Genomic DNA, 16,673 nt, shown 5'->3' on the forward strand with positions numbered 1-16,673 from the left:
CTCAGCCCAGCCGGTCCGCCAGCGCCGTGAACTCCGCCCAGGTCAGCGAGGGCTGCTGCGGGTTCCACAGCTTCTGGACGGTCGCCCGCAGCGGCATGCGGATCCCGGCCGCGACCCGGTCCTGGGTCTGGGACTCCGGGATGTCGCACCAGACGGCGAAGGATCCGCCGAGGATCTGCCCGTCGTACTTCGCGTCGACCTCCTGCAGACCGCGCACCACGCGAGGCGTCCACTGCTCGTAGATGCGCTGCCCGGTCGGGTAGACGAAGGTCTGCGGCTGCCCGAGGACGTAGTAGAGGAACTCGTCGTTGTAGTTGATCAGCCGGCGCCCCGCACCCAGATACTCCGCGGGCTGCCGGGCCCCGATCTCCTTGCCCGTCCAGTAGGCGACCTGGAGGTCCTCGGCCGGCCGGACGGACGTGTCGCGGAAGAACCCGTCGTTCCAGGCGCGCAGCGTCCTGTCGTGGGCGCGGACCGTGTCGGCCCGGTCGTTGAGCCAGCCGGTGGCGAGATCGGCGACGGTCCCGCCGGCGCCGTAGGCCCGCTTCGCGGCGGCGGCCAGCTGCGGATACGACTGCTCGGGGTTCGCCACCATCAGGGCCCGGTACTCGTCGGCGCCGAGGTGCCACTGGGCTCCGGGGAAGAGACCGGCGTACTCGTTCAGCAGGTCGTCGACGATCTCGGCGGACGCGTCCTTGGAGATGTCGATCGCGCCCCGCGCCACCGAACCGCCCGCGCTGCGCAGTTCCAGCTCGGGGTGGGCCGCGAGCACCGCGCCCAGATGCCCCGGCGAGTCGATCTCGGGCACGACGGTGATGTGCCGGGCGGCGGCGAGCTCGACGATCCGCGTGACCTGAGCCTTGGTCAGATGCGGATCGGAGACCACCTCGGGGTGCGACGCGGACTCGATACGGAAGGCCTGGTCGTCGGAGAAGTGCAGCCCCAGCTGGTTGAACTTCAGATCGCCCAGCTCCCGGACCCGGTCCTCGATCCAGTCGGCGGTGAAGTGCTTGCGCGCGATGTCCAGCATGAACCCCCGCACCGGCTTGGCCGGCCCGTCCCGTACGACGCCCTCCGGCGCCGTACCGCCGGCGCGCACCGCCTGCTTGAGGGTGCGGGTGCCGTAGAAGACGCCCGCGTCGGCGGGCCCGCTGATGCTCACCCGCCCGCCGCGCACGGTCATGCTGTACGACTCCGGGTCCGCGCCCTCGTCGTCGTTGAGCGACAACCGCACGTCCCCGGCCCGCACGTCGCCCTTCTCACCGGCGTAGGTCAGCCCCAGCTCCTGGGCGATCAGCCGCCCCTCGTCGGCCAGGTCCGCGTCCCCGACGACCACCCGCTCCCCGCGCACCGGCCGCCAGCCGGGCCCGCGCGCCGGGGTGTGGGAGCGGACGGCCGGGATGGTGCGGGGCGTACTCGACAGCGCGTACGAACGTGACGGGCTCGGCGTGGGAGCGGCCCGGGACGCGGAGCCCTCCGACGACGGGGACGAGGCCTCGACCGTCGGCTGCCGCCGGGCCGACCCGGTCGGCCCGCTGTCCCCACTGGAGGCCCACAGCCCGAGGCCCACCCCGGACGCGGCGACCACGACCCCCACCAGAAGGGCCCGCTGTCCGACCTTCTTGTCCGGCGCCCGGCGCCTGTGCTGGCTCACGGCGCCAACCTACGACCGGTGAGACCGGAAGACGTCCACCACACGTTCCGAAACTCTCCCGTTCGGCTGAAATTCGGGCATCCGTCGGACACGTCGCGTCCACTCTCGATAACGTGGCGCCACACCTCTCACTGCATCCCCTGCCGAAACGCACGTGACGCCCACACATCTTCCTGGCCGAGTCGCCATACCCCAGCAGACGCGCGGCACCTCTCTGGAGCGCTTCAACACCGCCCCCGCCGCCGACGTCCAGCACACCCTCCTCACCTGCCTGCACAGCCTGCGCTGGTCCCACCGCATCACCGCGCACCGCCCCTACCCGACCCTCGACGCCCTACTCGCCGCATCGGACGAGGCGGCCTACGACCTGACGCCGGCCGACCTGGCGGAGGCCCTCGCGGGCGAGACCCTGCCGGTGCTGCCTGAGGACGCGTACTCGGCGGCCCATATGGCACTGAACGCCGCAAATGCCGCGTACGAGGCCAAGTTCGGCCACGTGTTCGTCATCTGCCTGGACGACCTCCCACCGAACGAGTCCCTGGATCACGCCTTGGCAGGCATCCGGTCACGATTGGCAAACGACCCGGAGGACGAACGGATGGTGGCGTGGGAGGAACTACGGCACCTGGCAAAGGGGCGCCTGGTGAACCTCCTCAGGGGCGCGGGGAACTGCGCGACCAGCCACAACGGCGCCGCACCCGGCAAATAACCGCACACACCACCCCAGTAGCCGCCCGGCACTCACCCATACGCGTGCCACTTTGATCACACCGATAGGCCCGGCGTAAGCCAGACCGCGCCGCATCGATAACATGCTGGGGGCCGGTGGACCGTACCCGGCCGGGCCCGTCCGACACCGAAGCCGGCAGGCCCCAATCCCCGCTCCCGGAGGGACTTCCGTGCCGGCTGGAACGCTGTACCGCGGCCGGGAAGGAATGTGGTCCTGGGTGGCTCACCGAGTCACCGGCGTCCTCATCTTCTTCTTCCTGTTCGTTCACGTGCTGGACACCGCTCTCGTCCGCGTCTCGCCCGAGGCCTACGACGAGGTCGTGGCCACGTACAAGACGCCGATCGTCGCGCTGCTGGAGTACGGCCTCGTCGCCGCCATCCTCTTCCACGCACTCAACGGCCTGCGCGTCATCGCCGTCGACTTCTGGTCCAAGGGCCCGCGCTACCAGAAGCAGATGCTCTGGTCCGTCGTCGGTCTGTGGCTGGTGCTGATGGCCGGGGCGATCTACCCCGTCCTCGGTCACGCCGCTCGTGAATTCTTCGGGAGCTGACGCCCATGTCCACCACTGAGAAGACCGCGACCGGCATCGGCCCCGTCGAGGGCGAGTCCCTCTACAACGTCGACAACCCGGCCCCGCTCATCGAGGCCCCGCGCAAGCGCACCAAGAAGACCCCGCGGTCCACTCGCGGCAACTTCGAGATGGCCGCCTGGCTGTTCATGCGCCTGTCCGGCATCGTGCTGGTCGTCCTGGTCATCGGCCACCTGCTCATCCAGCTCGTGCTGGACGGCGGCGTCTCCAAGATCGGCTTCGCCTTCGTGGCCGGCCGCTGGGCGTCCCCGTTCTGGCAGGTCTGGGACCTGCTGATGCTGTGGCTGGCGATGCTGCACGGCGCCAACGGCCTGCGTACGGTCATCAACGACTACGCGGAGCGCGCGAACACGCGGCTGTGGCTGAAGGGCCTGCTCTACACCGCCACGGTGTTCACCATCCTGCTGGGCACGCTGGTGATCTTCACCTTCGACCCGAACATCCGCTAGGCACGGGGCTGCGAGAATCATGAAGATCCACAAGTACGACACCGTCATCGTCGGCGCCGGTGGCGCGGGCATGCGCGCGGCCATCGAGTCCACGAAGCGCAGCCGCACCGCGGTGCTCACGAAGCTCTACCCCACCCGCTCCCACACGGGCGCCGCGCAGGGCGGCATGGCCGCCGCGCTGGCCAACGTGGAGGAGGACAACTGGGAGTGGCACACCTTCGACACGGTCAAGGGCGGTGACTACCTGGTCGACCAGGACGCCGCCGAGATCCTGGCGAAGGAGGCCATCGACGCCGTCCTCGACCTGGAGAAGATGGGCCTGCCGTTCAACCGCACCCCGAACGGCACCATCGACCAGCGCCGCTTCGGCGGTCACTCGCGTAACCACGGCGAGGCCCCGGTCCGCCGTTCCTGCTACGCGGCCGACCGCACCGGCCACATGATCCTCCAGACGCTGTACCAGAACTGCGTGAAGGAGGGCGTGGAGTTCTTCAACGAGTTCTACGTCCTGGACCAGCTGATCACCGAGGTCGACGGCGTCAAGAAGTCGGCGGGCGTGGTGGCGTACGAGCTCGCCACCGGCGAGATCCACGTCTTCCAGGCGAAGGCCGTCATCTACGCCTCCGGCGGCACCGGCAAGTTCTTCAAGGTGACGTCGAACGCGCACACGCTGACCGGTGACGGCCAGGCCGCGGTCTACCGTCGCGGACTGCCGCTGGAGGACATGGAGTTCTTCCAGTTCCACCCGACCGGCATCTGGCGCATGGGCATCCTGCTGACGGAGGGCGCCCGTGGTGAGGGCGGCATCCTCCGCAACAAGGACGGCGAGCGCTTCATGGAGAAGTACGCGCCGGTCATGAAGGACCTCGCGTCCCGTGACGTCGTGTCCCGCTCCATCTACACGGAGATCCGTGAGGGCCGCGGCTGCGGTCCCGAGGGCGACCACGTCTACCTCGACCTCACGCACCTCCCGCCGGAGCAGCTGGACGCGAAGCTCCCGGACATCACGGAGTTCGCCCGCACCTACCTGGGCATCGAGCCGTACACGGACCCGATCCCGATCCAGCCCACCGCGCACTACGCGATGGGCGGCATCCCGACGAACGTCGAGGGTGAGGTCCTGTCGGACAACACCACGGTCGTCCCGGGCCTGTACGCGGCCGGCGAGGTCGCGTGCGTGTCGGTGCACGGCGCCAACCGCCTCGGCACCAACTCGCTGCTGGACATCAACGTGTTCGGCCGCCGGGCCGGCATCGCGGCGGCGGAGTACAGCCACACGGCCGACTTCGTCGAGCTGCCGGAGAACCCGGCGGAGTTCGTGGTCGAGCAGGTCGAGCGGCTGCGCGCGTCGACGGGCACCGAGCGGGTGGCGACGCTCCGCAAGGAGCTGCAGGAGACCATGGACGCCAACGTCATGGTGTTCCGCACGGAGCAGACGATCAAGACGGCCGTCGAGAAGATCGCCGAGCTGCGCGAGCGCTACAAGAACGTCTCGATCCAGGACAAGGGCAAGCGGTTCAACACGGACCTGCTGGAGGCCATCGAGCTGGGCAACCTGCTCGACCTGGCCGAGGTCATGGCGGTCTCCGCCCTCGCCCGCAAGGAGTCCCGCGGCGGTCACTACCGCGAGGACTACCCCAACCGCGACGACGTCAACTTCATGCGCCACACCATGGCGTACCGCGAGGTCGGCGACGACGGCACCGAGTCCATCCGTCTCGACTACAAGCCGGTCGTCCAGACCCGCTACCAGCCGATGGAGCGTAAGTACTGATGGCAACCCCTGTTCTGGACAAGGTCGAGGCAGAGTCCGCCGCGTCCCCCTACATCACGGTCACCTTCCGGGTCCGCCGCTTCAACCCGGAGGTCTCGGCGGAAGCCGTCTGGGAAGACTTCCAGCTGGAGATCGACCCCAAGGAGCGCGTGCTCGACGGCCTCCACAAGATCAAGTGGGACCTGGACGGCACGCTGACCTTCCGCCGCTCCTGCGCCCACGGCATCTGCGGCTCCGACGCGATGCGGATCAACGGCAAGAACCGCCTCGCGTGCAAGACGCTGATCAAGGACATCAACCCCGAGAAGCCGATCACGGTCGAGCCCATCAAGGGCCTGACGGTCCTGAAGGACCTGGTCGTGGACATGGAGCCGTTCTTCCAGGCGTACAGGGACGTCATGCCGTTCCTGATCACGAAGGAGACGAACGAGCCGACGCGGGAACGCCTCCAGACGGCCGAGGACCGCGAGCGCTTCGACGACACGACGAAGTGCATCCTCTGCGCCGCCTGCACCTCCTCGTGCCCGGTCTTCTGGAACGACGGCCAGTACTTCGGCCCGGCCGCCATCGTCAACGCGCACCGTTTCATCTTCGACTCGCGTGACGAGGCGGGCGAGCAGCGCCTGGAGATCCTCAACGACCGCGACGGCGTCTGGCGCTGCCGCACGACCTTCAACTGCACGGACGCGTGCCCGCGCGGCATCGAGGTCACGAAGGCGATCGCCGAGGTGAAGAAGGCGCTGATCACGCGCCGCTTCTGAGGTCGCGTTTCGGCACGTCTGTGAGGGCCCTGCTTCCGCCTGGGAGCGGGGCTCTCATGCGTGCGGACACCCGTTTGGGTAAACGTGATCGTTAAGGACATACCGGTGGCGGTCGGCCTACGATGCTGGTCTCGACACCAGCCCACAGGAGGCACCGATGTCCGCAGCAGCTGTCGAGCGGCCGCATGAGGACCGTCCGCTGATCGCGGAAGCGAACCGGATCATGGATCGCCTCCCGGGCTACCGCGTCGAGGTCATCGGAGGCCAGATCCTCGTGTCCCCACCGCCGGACGCCGCCCACGCCCGGGCTCTGAGCAGGCTCATGACTCCCTTCAACGCAGCCGGTCTCGCCGATGGCGAGTCGGAAGTGCTCCAGGGAGTAGGCCTCTGGCTCCCCAGCGGCACCGAGGACTACGCCATCCCGGATCTGGTGGTCGTCGACGCCGACATCGAGGATCACCTCGTCGAGAACAACTGCTACGACCCCGTCTGCTTCCGTCTGGTCCTGGAGGTCACCTCCAGCAACTACCGGACCGACCTGCGAGACAAGGTGAAGGCGTACGCAGCCGCCAAGATCCCGGTTTACGTGATCATCGACCGCAAGCATCAGCGCCTCCACGTCCTGACCAACCCCGTCGGGGACGATTACGAGAGCCACCGCCCGCACTCCCCCGGCGAGACGGTCACCCTGCCCAAATCCATCGGCGCCGAGGTCACCCTGGACGTGGCGGAGATCCTGAAGGCGGGCAGCCGGAAGAGCGACTGAGATCCGCCGACTCAGCCAATCGCCAACGCGCCACGACGTACGCCTCGACGGCGTCGCCGTGACTGTGATCAACTGCCCCCGCCATGTACACAGCAGCCTCTGGGGAGGGGCTGCCCGGAGGGGGAGGCCGCGCCGATGCGTGCCGCCGAGGAGCACATCGTCCAGCCATGCCCGCAGTGCGGGACGGAGATCCGTGGTGACCGCCGGTTCACCGTGTGGTGCACGGCCTGCGACTGGAACGTGGATCCACAGGGCGCGGACCATGCGAAGCAGGGCAGGTTGGAGCGACGGCGGCACCGGTTGGCCCAGCGATACGGCGAACGGCTGCTGGGGGACCTCACCAACGAGGCCGGACGCCTGGAGCACGAGCGGCCCGGACGGTCGGCGGCCGGTGCGATGGCGTACGCCATCGCGCTCTTGGTGCATGGCGTGACCCTGGCCCTGCTCGCGGGCGGGCTGTGGCTGCTGATCGGCGACTGGGGCGGCTTCGGCATGGTGCCCGGGCTTTTCCTGCTGGGGCTGGCGGCGACGCTTCGCCCGCGACTCAACCGGCTGCCCGCGAACGCCCATGTCGTGTCCCGGGGCGACGCTCCCGAGCTGTACGCCCTGGTCGACGAGGTCGCGGAGGCGCTGGGCACCCGGAGCGTGGACGTCATCGTCCTCGACGCGCAGGCCAACGCCGCTGTCACGCACCTCGGTGTCCGCCGTCGGATTCTCACGCTGGGGCTGCCCCTGTGGGAGGTCCTGTCCCCACAGGAACGGATCGCCCTCCTGGGCCACGAGTTCGGACACTTCACCCACGGGGACACGCGGCACGGCATGGTCGTGGGCACGGCCTACGGCTCGCTGACCACTTGGCTCTACTACCTGTCCCCGATCGCGAACCCGACCGTCCCCGAACACTTCGTCAACCTGCTCTACATACCGCCCCGTTGGCTGATCACGGGTCTCGTGATGCTGCTCGACCTCCTGACCACGCGCGCTTCGCAACGCAGCGAGTACCTCGCCGACGCGGCTGCGGCCCGCATCGGGTCCACCGAAGCCGCGGCCGGGCTGATCGACCACCTCCTGATCGTGGAATCCATCGAGACAACGCTGTACCGAGAGGTCAACGCCCGGTATATGCGCAGCCGGGGACGGACCAGCACGAAGGACGCGGAGGGGCTGTGGGAGGCGCTCGCTGCCCATCTGCGCTCGGTCCCGGAATCCGAGCACGAACGCCGCCGCCGCGTCAGCGCCCGTCGCGGTCACAGCGTCGACGCGACGCACCCGCCCACGCACTTGCGCCGCGCCTTGCTGCATCACCTCCCGGCCATGCCGGCCTCGGTGCAGGCCGACACCGAACGAGCCCACCGCCTCACCACCGAACTCACGGACTCGCGAGCCGCCGTGGCGAGGAAGCTCGTCAGGGACGGTCTCGGCGAGCGGTAACTGCCTGCCCGCCCTGTTCGCGCCATGAACCGGCTGTGCAGAAAGGGGAGTTGGGGCCATACTCGATCCACCGAAAATGGGGGCGGTATGGCGGGGACACGGTTGGGTGGCGCGGGTCTGGCGCTGCGGCTGCTGGCCTTGGGGTGGGCACTTGCGGCTAGGCCCATCGGCCCCATCGGCTCGTTTGGAGATCCTCCTGCCGCGGATGCCGAGCCCAAGTGGTGGGTCCACGTCTGTGTTTGGTCCGAGTGCTCAGCCCCAACCAAGTGGATCTACGCCGTGAGCCATGAGGACTTGCGGTGCTCCTGCGGCCATTCGATGTTGTACCGCCGCCTGTCCTCACGGGGCGCCTTCGTTCCTGTTGATGAACACGACCACGCCATCTGGGTCTGTACCACAATCGAATGCGCAGAACCGCCGAGGCGCGTCGACACCCAGCCTCTTGCGAGACCAGGCCATCTCTTCAAGAGTTATGCCGTCAAGCGCCTCGGAGGGTGAGCCATGCTCAAGGCACTCGCCGAAGCCGGTGGGAAAGCCATCGGCGGAGCCCGCTTCAGCCTCACCAGCGTCCTGCCCGGGGTTGTGCTGGTGACGATCATCGCGGCCGTGGAACGCGCGGGGCTGTACCGCCTCGACGCGCCGCCGGACTTCTCCGCCATAGCACCACGTTCCGGAGACACCGCAGTCGTTGTGCTGTTCGTCTTCTTCGCGTTCGTGGTTGGCGTCCTGCTGCGGCCGTTCGAAGCCGCGGTCATCCAACTGCTGGAAGGGTATTGGGCGAGGCCCGCGCCCTTGGCGCTGTTGCGCGGGGCGGCAGTGGAGCGTCACCGTCGCCGTAGGGATCGAGCACAGCTGGTGGTCCAGCATGCGAAAGCCGTGGAAGCGGCGGAACGGGCCGCTTCCATAGCGTCGGGGAACCCTCCCCCGAGAGGATCCGTTCCACTCCACGAACTCGCCGCAAGGGATCGGCGCAGCGCTCGGCTGCGCCGAAGTGCCGAACGAGCCCGTCGTGTTCGCTCCGGGTACCCGACCGAGATCCGTCCGGACACCCCCAGCACGAAGCGGGATCGCCAGGGGGAACTGATGCCGACCTCGCTCGGCAACATGTTGCTGCGAGCCGAACGCTTCTCGGGCGACCGCTACGGGCTCGACATGATGCGGGTCTATCCGCGGATCTACCCCTTCGTCGCTCCGCGGCTGGAGAACGCCGTCACTCAGCAGCTCAGCCTCATCTCTGCCACCGCATCGCTCGCCGTGTCCCTCGGACTCACCACGCTGGCGATCAGTCCACTGCTCCTGCGCTGGGACGTCTGGTCGCTGCTTCCACTCGCTCCCGCGATCCTGGCCGTTCTCGCCTACCGCGGTGCGGTCGCAGCCTCCGCCTTCCACGGAACCCTGTTGGCAGCGGTCTTCGATGTGCACCGGTTCGACCTGCTCAGGGCCTTCCACTACAAATTGCCGGAGGCGGCTGACGAGTTGGTGGGAATGAACGAGGCGGTCTCGGACTATCTCGCCCGGGACAAGGTGCGGTTCGAGGACGAGCTGGGGGACCTCCCCATGGTCCACCCGTCGACGAGCGAGGACGTCCTACAACGAACGAACGGCAACGGCCCCGCCCAGCCCTAGGACGTTCAACACCATTCGATGCGGCCTGCGCGGGTCTTCACGGTCGAAGCGGAGGTATTCGTCCAGGCTGGCGTACACGACGACCTGTTCGGCGAACCGCACGGCACGAGTGCTCTCCACATTCCCCTTCACCACGGCGCAGGACGGCCCCACCACGAGTTCGACGCGCCCGAAGAAGACCGTGACGTCGACCCTGACGACGCGCAGCCGGTCGTCGGACGAGTCGACCGCGGCGAACCGCGCTCCCGACAGATCTACAACGGCGTTCCCGAAGTATGAGCTCACCGTCAGGGTCTCCAGGGGGACGGACGAGGTACGCACCCTCCGGTCCACCGGCACCAGCACACTGCGGTACCGCCGCAGAGGATGGTCCACCTCTCGGCCCCCGGGCTCCGTGCGCACCCCGAGGGACAGCGCCACCCCGACGGCGATCACCACGGACGGCCAGATGCGGTCGGCCGTCCTGCCCTCGAAGACACCGGCGTTGGAGGCGGCCCACAGACCACCGCCCGCGACGAGCGCCACCGGCCCGACCAACAGTCCCTTGGGCACGGCCGCCCGGAGGATGAGCAGCAGCCCCGCCGCGGCGAGCACGTAGGGCAGGGCGGACAGAACCCATCGCCCGCCGGCGCGTAGAGCCTCTGTCTCGCCCAGCAGCCAGACCGTGCCGACGATCACCACCAGCAACCCGAAGGCTGTGCGCAAACGGCCCACCGGCTCCCCCTCCCGCAATCAGCTGAAGGGTACTGAAGCCCGTCAACTACAACTGACTCAGGATCGTAGGGTCCGTGATCTTCGTGTCGCTCGCCAGCAGCATCGCCTTGCTGAGGATGACCGCGAGCATGCGGTCGCCCTCGTAGGGCAGGTAACCGGCCTGCGGGGCGGTGGGGTTGGTCCCGGGGACGATGCAGAGGTACTGGTCGTTCGGGGTGCGGAGGATGTTGCCCGAGCCCAGGTGGATCTTGTAGGTGTGGCGGTCGCCCTTCACGTGGAGGAAGCGTCCCTCCAGCGTGCAGCGGTCGGCTATCGCCAGGCGGGGTATCAGGCGCTCCAGGAGCGCGCGGCGGGTTTCCGCGGTGCCGTTCAGCTCGCCGAAGCCGTACGACGTCCAGTACTCCTGGAAGCGGCCGCCGGGGCCGCCGTCCTGCCAGGTCGGGTCGTTGCCGACGCTGGCGACGCCAACGAACAGGTCGACGTCGCGCAGGACTTCGGAGAGGACCAGGGGCGGGATCTCCGTCAGCGGCAGCGGGTCCACCGGCAGGGTGGATCCACCGCGCAGCCGCATGCCGTACTCGCCGCCGCAGCAGTGCGCCGAGTTCTCCGGGGCGTCGATCGGGTAGAAGCGGACCTGGTCGGTGCGCAGGCGCAGGAAGCTGCCCGAGTCGGTGATGTCCTCGTGGTGGTGGCTGCCGTCGCCCTCGATCCAGTACTCGGCGCGCAGGCCCCACTGCGGGAGTTCACGGGTGGCGGGCGGCGCCTCGTCGTCCACGTACAGGCGCAGTTTGTTGCGCCAGCCGCGCACCGCGGCCAGGGAGTGGAACTGGTGCTGGCGCAGGATGTGGGCGGCGAAGCGGTTGGAGTAGGTGCCCGTCGCACGCTCGGCGTCCGTGAGGAGATAGACCTCCCTGTGGGCCTGCTTGAAGGGCTGGGTGATGCCGTGCCGCTCCAGCCAGGCGCGCCAGGCCACGATCCCGGCGGGTTCCTCCTCGACCGGGTGCCAGAGTCGGACCTCGGTGCCCGAGGTGACCGGGTCGTCGGTGAGGGTGCGCAGGGCGCCGTCGGTGTATCCGGCCGTCGTACCGTCGACCGTCCACAGGAGGCGGCGGGCGAAGGTGCCGACCAGGGGGTGGTCGAGGTAGCGCTCGCGCCAGGCGGCGTAGGACCAGGTCCGGCGGGCCAGGAACTGGCGGTCCAGGCGCTCGCTCTGGGCCGAGAGCATCTTGTCGATGTCCTTGACGGCGGTCTTGAGTTCCTTGAGCTCGTCGGCGTGGTCGCGGCGGACGGCGGCAGGCACGCTCTTCACGGCCTGTCCCGCCGCGTTGCGCCAGCTCAGCGTGGCCTTGGTGCCATGCACCTCCAGCAGCGCGGTGATCTCGCCGAACCGGTGCTCGGCGCGGCCGACCTCCGTCAGCCCGTAGGCGGGCACGGCCAGTTCCTCGATCTCCTCGCGGCTGAGGCCCAGCGCTTCGGCCCGCTGGTCCAGCGCGGTGCCCAGCAGCTTGAGGGTGCCCTTGTAGGTGACCCGGGTGGCGAGGCGGGCCAGTTCGGCGAGGGCTGCCTCGCCGTCGATGCGGGCCAGGGCGTTGACGCCGGCATTGGCGACCTTGGGGTTGACCGGGCCGAGGCCCGGGACCTTGCGCAGTGAGGCCCCGACGAGGGCGCCGAGGGCGCGGGCGGTGTCCGGGTGCGGGGGCAGGAAGGAGAGCAGCCAGGCCAGGCCGCGCAGGGCGTCGGCGTTGAAGGGGTCGAAGACGGCGTTCGGGTCCACGCCGTGGCCCGGGTGGAGGAGCGGGTGCGTGCGGGGCCGCCCCACGAGCCACAGCCAGGTCACCAGCCGCTGCCGCACGTCGTCGGCGCCGAGCGACGCGATCAGCGCGCGGCCGGCTTGCTCCCACTTCGCGGAGGGGCGGGCGCTGGTGGCGGTGGCTGCGTGGGCGAGCAGCCGCTCCCATGCCGGGCTCAGGTCGGCCATGGCCCGGTCCGCCCACGCCTCCCCCGGGTTCAGCACGGGCCGGGTGAGCTTCGCGGCCAAGGGGCCCAGCTTCGCCTTGCCGCCCCACGTCGTCAGGAGCGTGCGGCGGATCAGGGCGACGAACTCGCCGGGCAGCTCCCGGCCGTCGGCGAGCTCCAGTTCCGCCAGCCGGATCAGCTGCCAGGTGTCGTGCAGCACGTCCTGCTCGGCGTTCAGGGCGATCAGCGCCGGGCGTGTGTCCAACGGATGGTCGTCGGCGGGCGTCTTGTCCTGCAGGTTCCTCAGCAGCACGACGACATGGAAGCGGGCGGCGGTGCCCGGCTCCAGCTGGTGGTAGTGGCCGGCGAGACGATGCACCAGTGCGGACCGGAACCGGTCGTCGACAATGCGCAGCGCCTGGAGGACCTGCTGTGCCTCCCCGCCCCAGTGGTTCTCGACCAGGTCGGCGAGCGTGAGCAGTTCGTGGACGAGGTGTTCGGTGTCCTCGATGTCGATCAGGGCGAGGACCGTCTCGATCTGCCGGGCGTGCTCGGCGGACGACTCGACCATCAGCCACCCACCAGCGCCACGAGCTTGAGAAACGTGACCTCGGTGCTCGGCCCCAGCTCGATCTCCTCGTCGAGCTCGGTCACCTGGCGGTCCCCGGCCAGGACCAGGAAGCCGTTGCCCGCGAAGGCCTTCAGCGCCAGTTCGGTCTGCTTTTCCGGGTCTATCCGGCGGGGCGTGCGCAGCGCGTAGCCGTTGAGCGTCCGCTCGGTGTCCTCGGGCTGTACCAGGCCCTGGAACACCTCGGGTGTGCGCGCGTTGTACTCGGCGACCTCCTGGAAGATCCGTCGCCGGATCAACTCACGCACGCTGACCCGCTCTTCGGTGAACTCCAGCCCCCAGCCGTCACTACGGCCCCCGCTTGTCGTCTCGTCGACGAACGTCACGATTCCCATGTCGCCGACAGTACGAGACGACACTGACAATGCCGGGTTCCGGGCGACCGTCCATCTAGTCTGACGGCATGTCAGATGACGAGTCGTACGAACTGCTCGGGTTCGACAACGTGCTGCTGCCGGTGGGGCAGCTCGGTGAGGCGTTGGAGTTCTACGGGCGGGCCGGGTTTGCGGTCGGGTTCCGGCTGGACGAGGCCGGGATCGCGTTGCTGAAGGTCGGGGGTGAGACTCCCGGGATTCTGTTGCGGCAGGAGGAGGGGCTCGGGCACCGGCCGCCGCCGTGGGCCTCGCCGCGGGTCTGGCTGGAGGTGCCGGACGTGCGCGCGGCCGCACGGGCCCTGCGGGGCGCGGGGGTTGCGCTGCTCGACGAGCCGTTTCCGGTGGCCACGGGGTGGGCGGTGGAGGTCGCCGACCCATGGGGCAACGTCATCGGGTTCACCGACTACTCCAAGCGTCCGGAGCTCGGGCGCCGGCCGTGACACAGGTCTCCGCACCCTTGAGTTGAACACGTTCAAAAGCAGGTCTACAGTCTTCCCTGTCAGCGTTTTGAACGCGTTCAACAAGGGGGTCGGCATGGACCGCACGGTCATCGCCTACGTCATCTACCTGGTCGTCAGCATCGCCCTGACCGTCTGGGTCGCCCGCACGCTCAGCCGCAACGGGCGGATCTTCCTCGCCGACGTCCTGCGCGGGAACGAGCAGCTCGCCGACGCCGTCAACCACCTGCTGGTGGTCGGCTTCTACCTGGTCAACCTCGGCTTCGTCGCCCTCTACCTGAGCGACGACGGGACCGTCACCGACACGCGCGGCGTCTTCGAGGCCCTGTCGACCAAGCTCGGTGTCGTGCTGCTGGTGCTCGGCGTGATGCACCTGGGCAATGTGTACGTGCTCAACAAGATCCGCCGGCGCGGGGCGATGGAGCGCGAGCAGCTGCCGCCGGTCGCGCCGCAGGACTGGGTCCGGGCATGAGCGCCGCCGCGCAGGCTCCGGTCCGCGGGCTCACCGTCCTGTACGACGCCGACTGCGCCCTGTGCGCCTTCGTGCGCGACTGGCTCGTACGGCAGCCGCAGTTGGTGCCGCTGGAGCTGGTGCCTGCCGGGTCGCAGGAGGCCGCGCAGCGGTTCCCGGGGCTCGGTCCGACCCTGGACGAGATCACCGTCGTAGGGGACTCCGGGCAGGTCTACCGGTCCACCGCCGCCTGGGTCGTGGTGCTGTGGGCCCTGCGGGACCACCGGAAGCTCGCGCACCGGCTGAGCAAGGGGACGGGGGCGTGGCTGGCCCGGGGGGCGGTGCTGGCCGCCGCCAAGTGGCGCGGGACGCAGTGGGGCGGGCGGGTGTACCGGCAGGGGGACGGGTGGACGTACCACCCGAGCGACGGATGGACGTACAGCACGCCGCGGTAGGCGAGGAACCCGGCCGGTCCGCAACCGGCCGGGTTTCGGACGGATTTGGCATGCACCCTTCCAAAATCCGGCTCAGGTGGGACGCTGCGAGACGGTTCGATCCACTCCGCACCCCTCACAGAAGGAGTACGCGTGAGAGGCACACCCCGGATACCCCGCTCCCTCCTCGTCGGCGTCACCGCGCTGCTGACCGCCGGGGCGCTGGCCGTGCCGGCGAGCGCCGCACCCGCGCCGGCACCCGACACCGGCGTCCGCTCGGTCACCGCGGCGGCGCGGGAGAAGGCCGCCGCGTTCTGGACGCCCGCGCGGATGCGGGCGGCCGAGCCGCTGGACCTGCTCTCCGTGAGCGGCCGCAGCGGCTCCGCGCCGGCCAAGGGCGCGAAGTCCACCGTCCCGGCCACCGCGCCCACCGACGTCGGCATCCAGGCCTTCCCGAACGGCGGCGGCGCGTGGACCGGCGGCGGCGCGGTCGTCTCCACCGCGGGACGCGTGTTCTTCACCTACCAGGGGCGTACCGCGTCCTGTTCCGGCAACGCCGTCACCAGCGCCAACAAGAGCACGGTCATCACGGCGGGCCACTGCGTGAAGCTGGAGGGGGCCTGGCACACCAACTGGGTCTTCGTGCCCGGCTACCACGACGGACAGGCGCCCTACGGCCGGTGGACCGCGTCCAAGACCCTGTCCACACCCCAGTGGACGGCGAGCGAGGACATCAACTACGACGTCGGCGCCGCCGTCGTCGCCCCGCTGAACGGACAGGCGCTGACGGATGTCGTCGGCGGACAGGGCCTCGCCTTCAACACCGGCTACAACCTGCCGATGTACTCCTTCGGCTTCCCGGCCGCCTCCCCCTACGACGGCGAGAAGTTCATCTACTGCTCCGGCAACACCAGCCGGGACTTCCTGTTCTCCAACGACCACGGCATGACCTGCAACATGACCGGCGGCTCCAGCGGCGGCCCGTGGTTCACGCAGTTCAACGAGTCCACCGGCACCGGCCTGCTGTCCTCGGTGAACAGCTTCAAGTACAACTTCTTCCCCAACCGGATGTACGGCCCGTACTTCGGCGCCGACGCGCAGAACCTGTACCAGGCGGCGCAGTCGTCCTGAACCGCACTGGTTAGTCTCGCTCCGTGCCCTCGAAGAACGACAGCCCCGAACCGAGCAAGTCCGAGCAGACCCGCGCGCTGATCCTGGAGACGGCGATGCGGCTGTTCCAGGAGCGCGGCTACGACAAGACCACCATGCGGGCGATCGCCAAGGAGGCGGGAGTCTCCGTCGGCAACGCCTACTACTACTTCGAGGGCAAGGAGCACCTGATCCAGGGCTTCTACGACCGGATCGCCGCCGAGCACAAGGCGGCGGTCCGGGAGGTCCTGGCCCGCGAGACGGACCTGGAGGCCCGGCTGGCGGGGGTGCTGAAGGCCTGGCTGGACGTGGCCACGCCGTACCACGAGTTCGCGGTCCAGTTCTTCAAGACGGCCGCCGACCCGGACAGCCCGCTCAGCCCGTTCTCCCCGGAGTCGGAGCACGCGCGCGTGGAGGCGATCGAGGTCCACCGCGAGGTGCTGGCGGGGGCGACGAAGACCAAGGTCCCCGACGATCTGCGGGATGTGCTCCCGGAGTTGATGTGGCTCTCCCAGATGGGCCTGGTGCTCTACTGGATCTTCGACCGCACCGCAGGACGCGAGCGCAGCTACAAGCTGGCCGCGCGCGGCGCCCGCCTCACCGCGCGCGGGGTGGCCCTCGCCCGCTTCCGGGTGCTGCGCCCGCTGGTGCGCGAGGTGCACGAGCTGTTCACGGACTTCCTGCCGGGGATGACGAAGGTGATGCCGAACCCCGGCAGGAAGCCGTAGT

Annotated in this window: 18 protein-coding genes; 13 read left to right on the forward strand and 5 right to left on the reverse strand. The window is 69.3% G+C overall.

Features of this window, described 5'->3' with window-relative positions:
* Position 1 precedes the first annotated feature (1 nt).
* Complete coding sequence (locus tag AB0Q90_RS36880) at positions 2-1,654, reverse strand: glycoside hydrolase family 20 protein (RefSeq protein ID WP_363165091.1); 1,653 nt, start codon at positions 1,652-1,654, stop codon at positions 2-4.
* A gap of 154 nt (positions 1,655-1,808) precedes the next feature.
* Between AB0Q90_RS36880 and AB0Q90_RS36885 the strand changes: the two genes are divergently transcribed.
* From AB0Q90_RS36885 to AB0Q90_RS36915, 7 genes are all read left to right on the forward strand, one after another.
* Positions 1,809-2,363 carry a 2-oxo-4-hydroxy-4-carboxy-5-ureidoimidazoline decarboxylase gene (locus AB0Q90_RS36885; protein WP_363165090.1) on the forward strand — a complete coding sequence of 185 codons (555 nt, stop codon included), beginning with the start codon at positions 1,809-1,811 and terminating at the stop codon, positions 2,361-2,363.
* A 190-nt stretch (positions 2,364-2,553) separates the two neighbouring features.
* Complete coding sequence (sdhC, locus tag AB0Q90_RS36890; protein ID WP_363165089.1) at positions 2,554-2,934, forward strand: succinate dehydrogenase, cytochrome b556 subunit; 381 nt, start codon at positions 2,554-2,556, stop codon at positions 2,932-2,934.
* A gap of 5 nt (positions 2,935-2,939) precedes the next feature.
* Entirely contained in the window at positions 2,940-3,422 is a 483-nt protein-coding gene (locus tag AB0Q90_RS36895) for a succinate dehydrogenase hydrophobic membrane anchor subunit (protein ID WP_363165088.1), read from the forward strand.
* 19 nt (positions 3,423-3,441) lie between these two features.
* Positions 3,442-5,196: a succinate dehydrogenase flavoprotein subunit gene (sdhA, locus tag AB0Q90_RS36900; RefSeq protein WP_363165087.1), complete on the forward strand. Its 1,755-nt coding sequence runs from the start codon at positions 3,442-3,444 to the stop codon at positions 5,194-5,196.
* Positions 5,196-5,957: a succinate dehydrogenase iron-sulfur subunit gene (locus AB0Q90_RS36905; RefSeq protein WP_363165086.1), complete on the forward strand. Its 762-nt coding sequence runs from the start codon at positions 5,196-5,198 to the stop codon at positions 5,955-5,957. Before sdhA ends, AB0Q90_RS36905 begins: the two co-directional genes overlap by 1 nt.
* A 157-nt stretch (positions 5,958-6,114) precedes the next feature.
* A complete protein-coding gene (locus tag AB0Q90_RS36910) occupies positions 6,115-6,723 on the forward strand; it encodes a Uma2 family endonuclease (protein ID WP_363165085.1) in 609 nt (202 codons plus the stop codon).
* Positions 6,724-6,858: 135 nt separating this feature from the next.
* Positions 6,859-8,154, forward strand: coding sequence for a M48 family metallopeptidase (locus tag AB0Q90_RS36915; protein WP_363165084.1), 1,296 nt, complete (start codon positions 6,859-6,861; stop codon positions 8,152-8,154).
* Positions 8,155-8,493: 339 nt separating this feature from the next.
* Here AB0Q90_RS36915 and AB0Q90_RS36920 read toward each other — a convergent pair whose 3' ends face one another.
* Positions 8,494-8,913, reverse strand: coding sequence for a hypothetical protein (locus AB0Q90_RS36920; protein WP_365734212.1), 420 nt, complete (start codon positions 8,911-8,913; stop codon positions 8,494-8,496).
* A gap of 324 nt (positions 8,914-9,237) precedes the next feature.
* Between AB0Q90_RS36920 and AB0Q90_RS36925 the strand changes: the two genes are divergently transcribed.
* Positions 9,238-9,780, forward strand: a complete 543-nt coding sequence (locus AB0Q90_RS36925) for a hypothetical protein (protein ID WP_365734214.1) — start codon at positions 9,238-9,240, stop codon at positions 9,778-9,780.
* On the opposite strand, the gene AB0Q90_RS36930 is transcribed toward AB0Q90_RS36925, so the two are convergent.
* The 3 genes from AB0Q90_RS36930 to AB0Q90_RS36940 are packed head-to-tail and all read right to left on the reverse strand — an operon-like array spanning position 9,742 to position 13,413.
* Entirely contained in the window at positions 9,742-10,485 is a 744-nt protein-coding gene (locus tag AB0Q90_RS36930) for a hypothetical protein (RefSeq protein ID WP_363165082.1), read from the reverse strand. The genes AB0Q90_RS36925 and AB0Q90_RS36930 overlap by 39 nt on opposite strands.
* Before the next feature lie 55 nt (positions 10,486-10,540).
* Positions 10,541-13,021 carry a DUF4132 domain-containing protein gene (locus tag AB0Q90_RS36935; RefSeq protein WP_363165081.1) on the reverse strand — a complete coding sequence of 827 codons (2,481 nt, stop codon included), beginning with the start codon at positions 13,019-13,021 and terminating at the stop codon, positions 10,541-10,543.
* A complete protein-coding gene (locus AB0Q90_RS36940) occupies positions 13,021-13,413 on the reverse strand; it encodes a hypothetical protein (protein WP_363165080.1) in 393 nt (130 codons plus the stop codon). The genes AB0Q90_RS36935 and AB0Q90_RS36940 overlap by 1 nt, the downstream gene beginning before the upstream one ends.
* A gap of 68 nt (positions 13,414-13,481) precedes the next feature.
* Between AB0Q90_RS36940 and AB0Q90_RS36945 the strand changes: the two genes are divergently transcribed.
* The 5 genes from AB0Q90_RS36945 (at position 13,482) to AB0Q90_RS36965 (ending at position 16,672) form a co-directional block, all read left to right on the forward strand.
* Positions 13,482-13,892 carry a VOC family protein gene (locus AB0Q90_RS36945; RefSeq protein WP_363165079.1) on the forward strand — a complete coding sequence of 137 codons (411 nt, stop codon included), beginning with the start codon at positions 13,482-13,484 and terminating at the stop codon, positions 13,890-13,892.
* Between the two features lie 94 nt (positions 13,893-13,986).
* Positions 13,987-14,382 (forward strand): hypothetical protein, encoded by a 396-nt coding sequence (locus AB0Q90_RS36950; protein ID WP_363165078.1) that lies wholly within the window; start codon positions 13,987-13,989, stop codon positions 14,380-14,382.
* Positions 14,379-14,816, forward strand: a complete 438-nt coding sequence (locus AB0Q90_RS36955; RefSeq protein WP_363165077.1) for a DCC1-like thiol-disulfide oxidoreductase family protein — start codon at positions 14,379-14,381, stop codon at positions 14,814-14,816. The genes AB0Q90_RS36950 and AB0Q90_RS36955 overlap by 4 nt, the downstream gene beginning before the upstream one ends.
* Before the next feature lie 132 nt (positions 14,817-14,948).
* A complete protein-coding gene (locus tag AB0Q90_RS36960; RefSeq protein ID WP_363165076.1) occupies positions 14,949-15,926 on the forward strand; it encodes a peptidase in 978 nt (325 codons plus the stop codon).
* Between the two features lie 23 nt (positions 15,927-15,949).
* Positions 15,950-16,672: a TetR family transcriptional regulator gene (locus tag AB0Q90_RS36965; RefSeq protein ID WP_363165075.1), complete on the forward strand. Its 723-nt coding sequence runs from the start codon at positions 15,950-15,952 to the stop codon at positions 16,670-16,672.
* The last annotated feature ends 1 nt before the right edge of the window (position 16,673 follow it).

This window comes from Streptomyces sp. NPDC079141, assembly GCF_040686775.1.
In the GTDB taxonomy this organism is placed as follows: Bacteria; Actinomycetota; Actinomycetes; order Streptomycetales; family Streptomycetaceae; genus Streptomyces.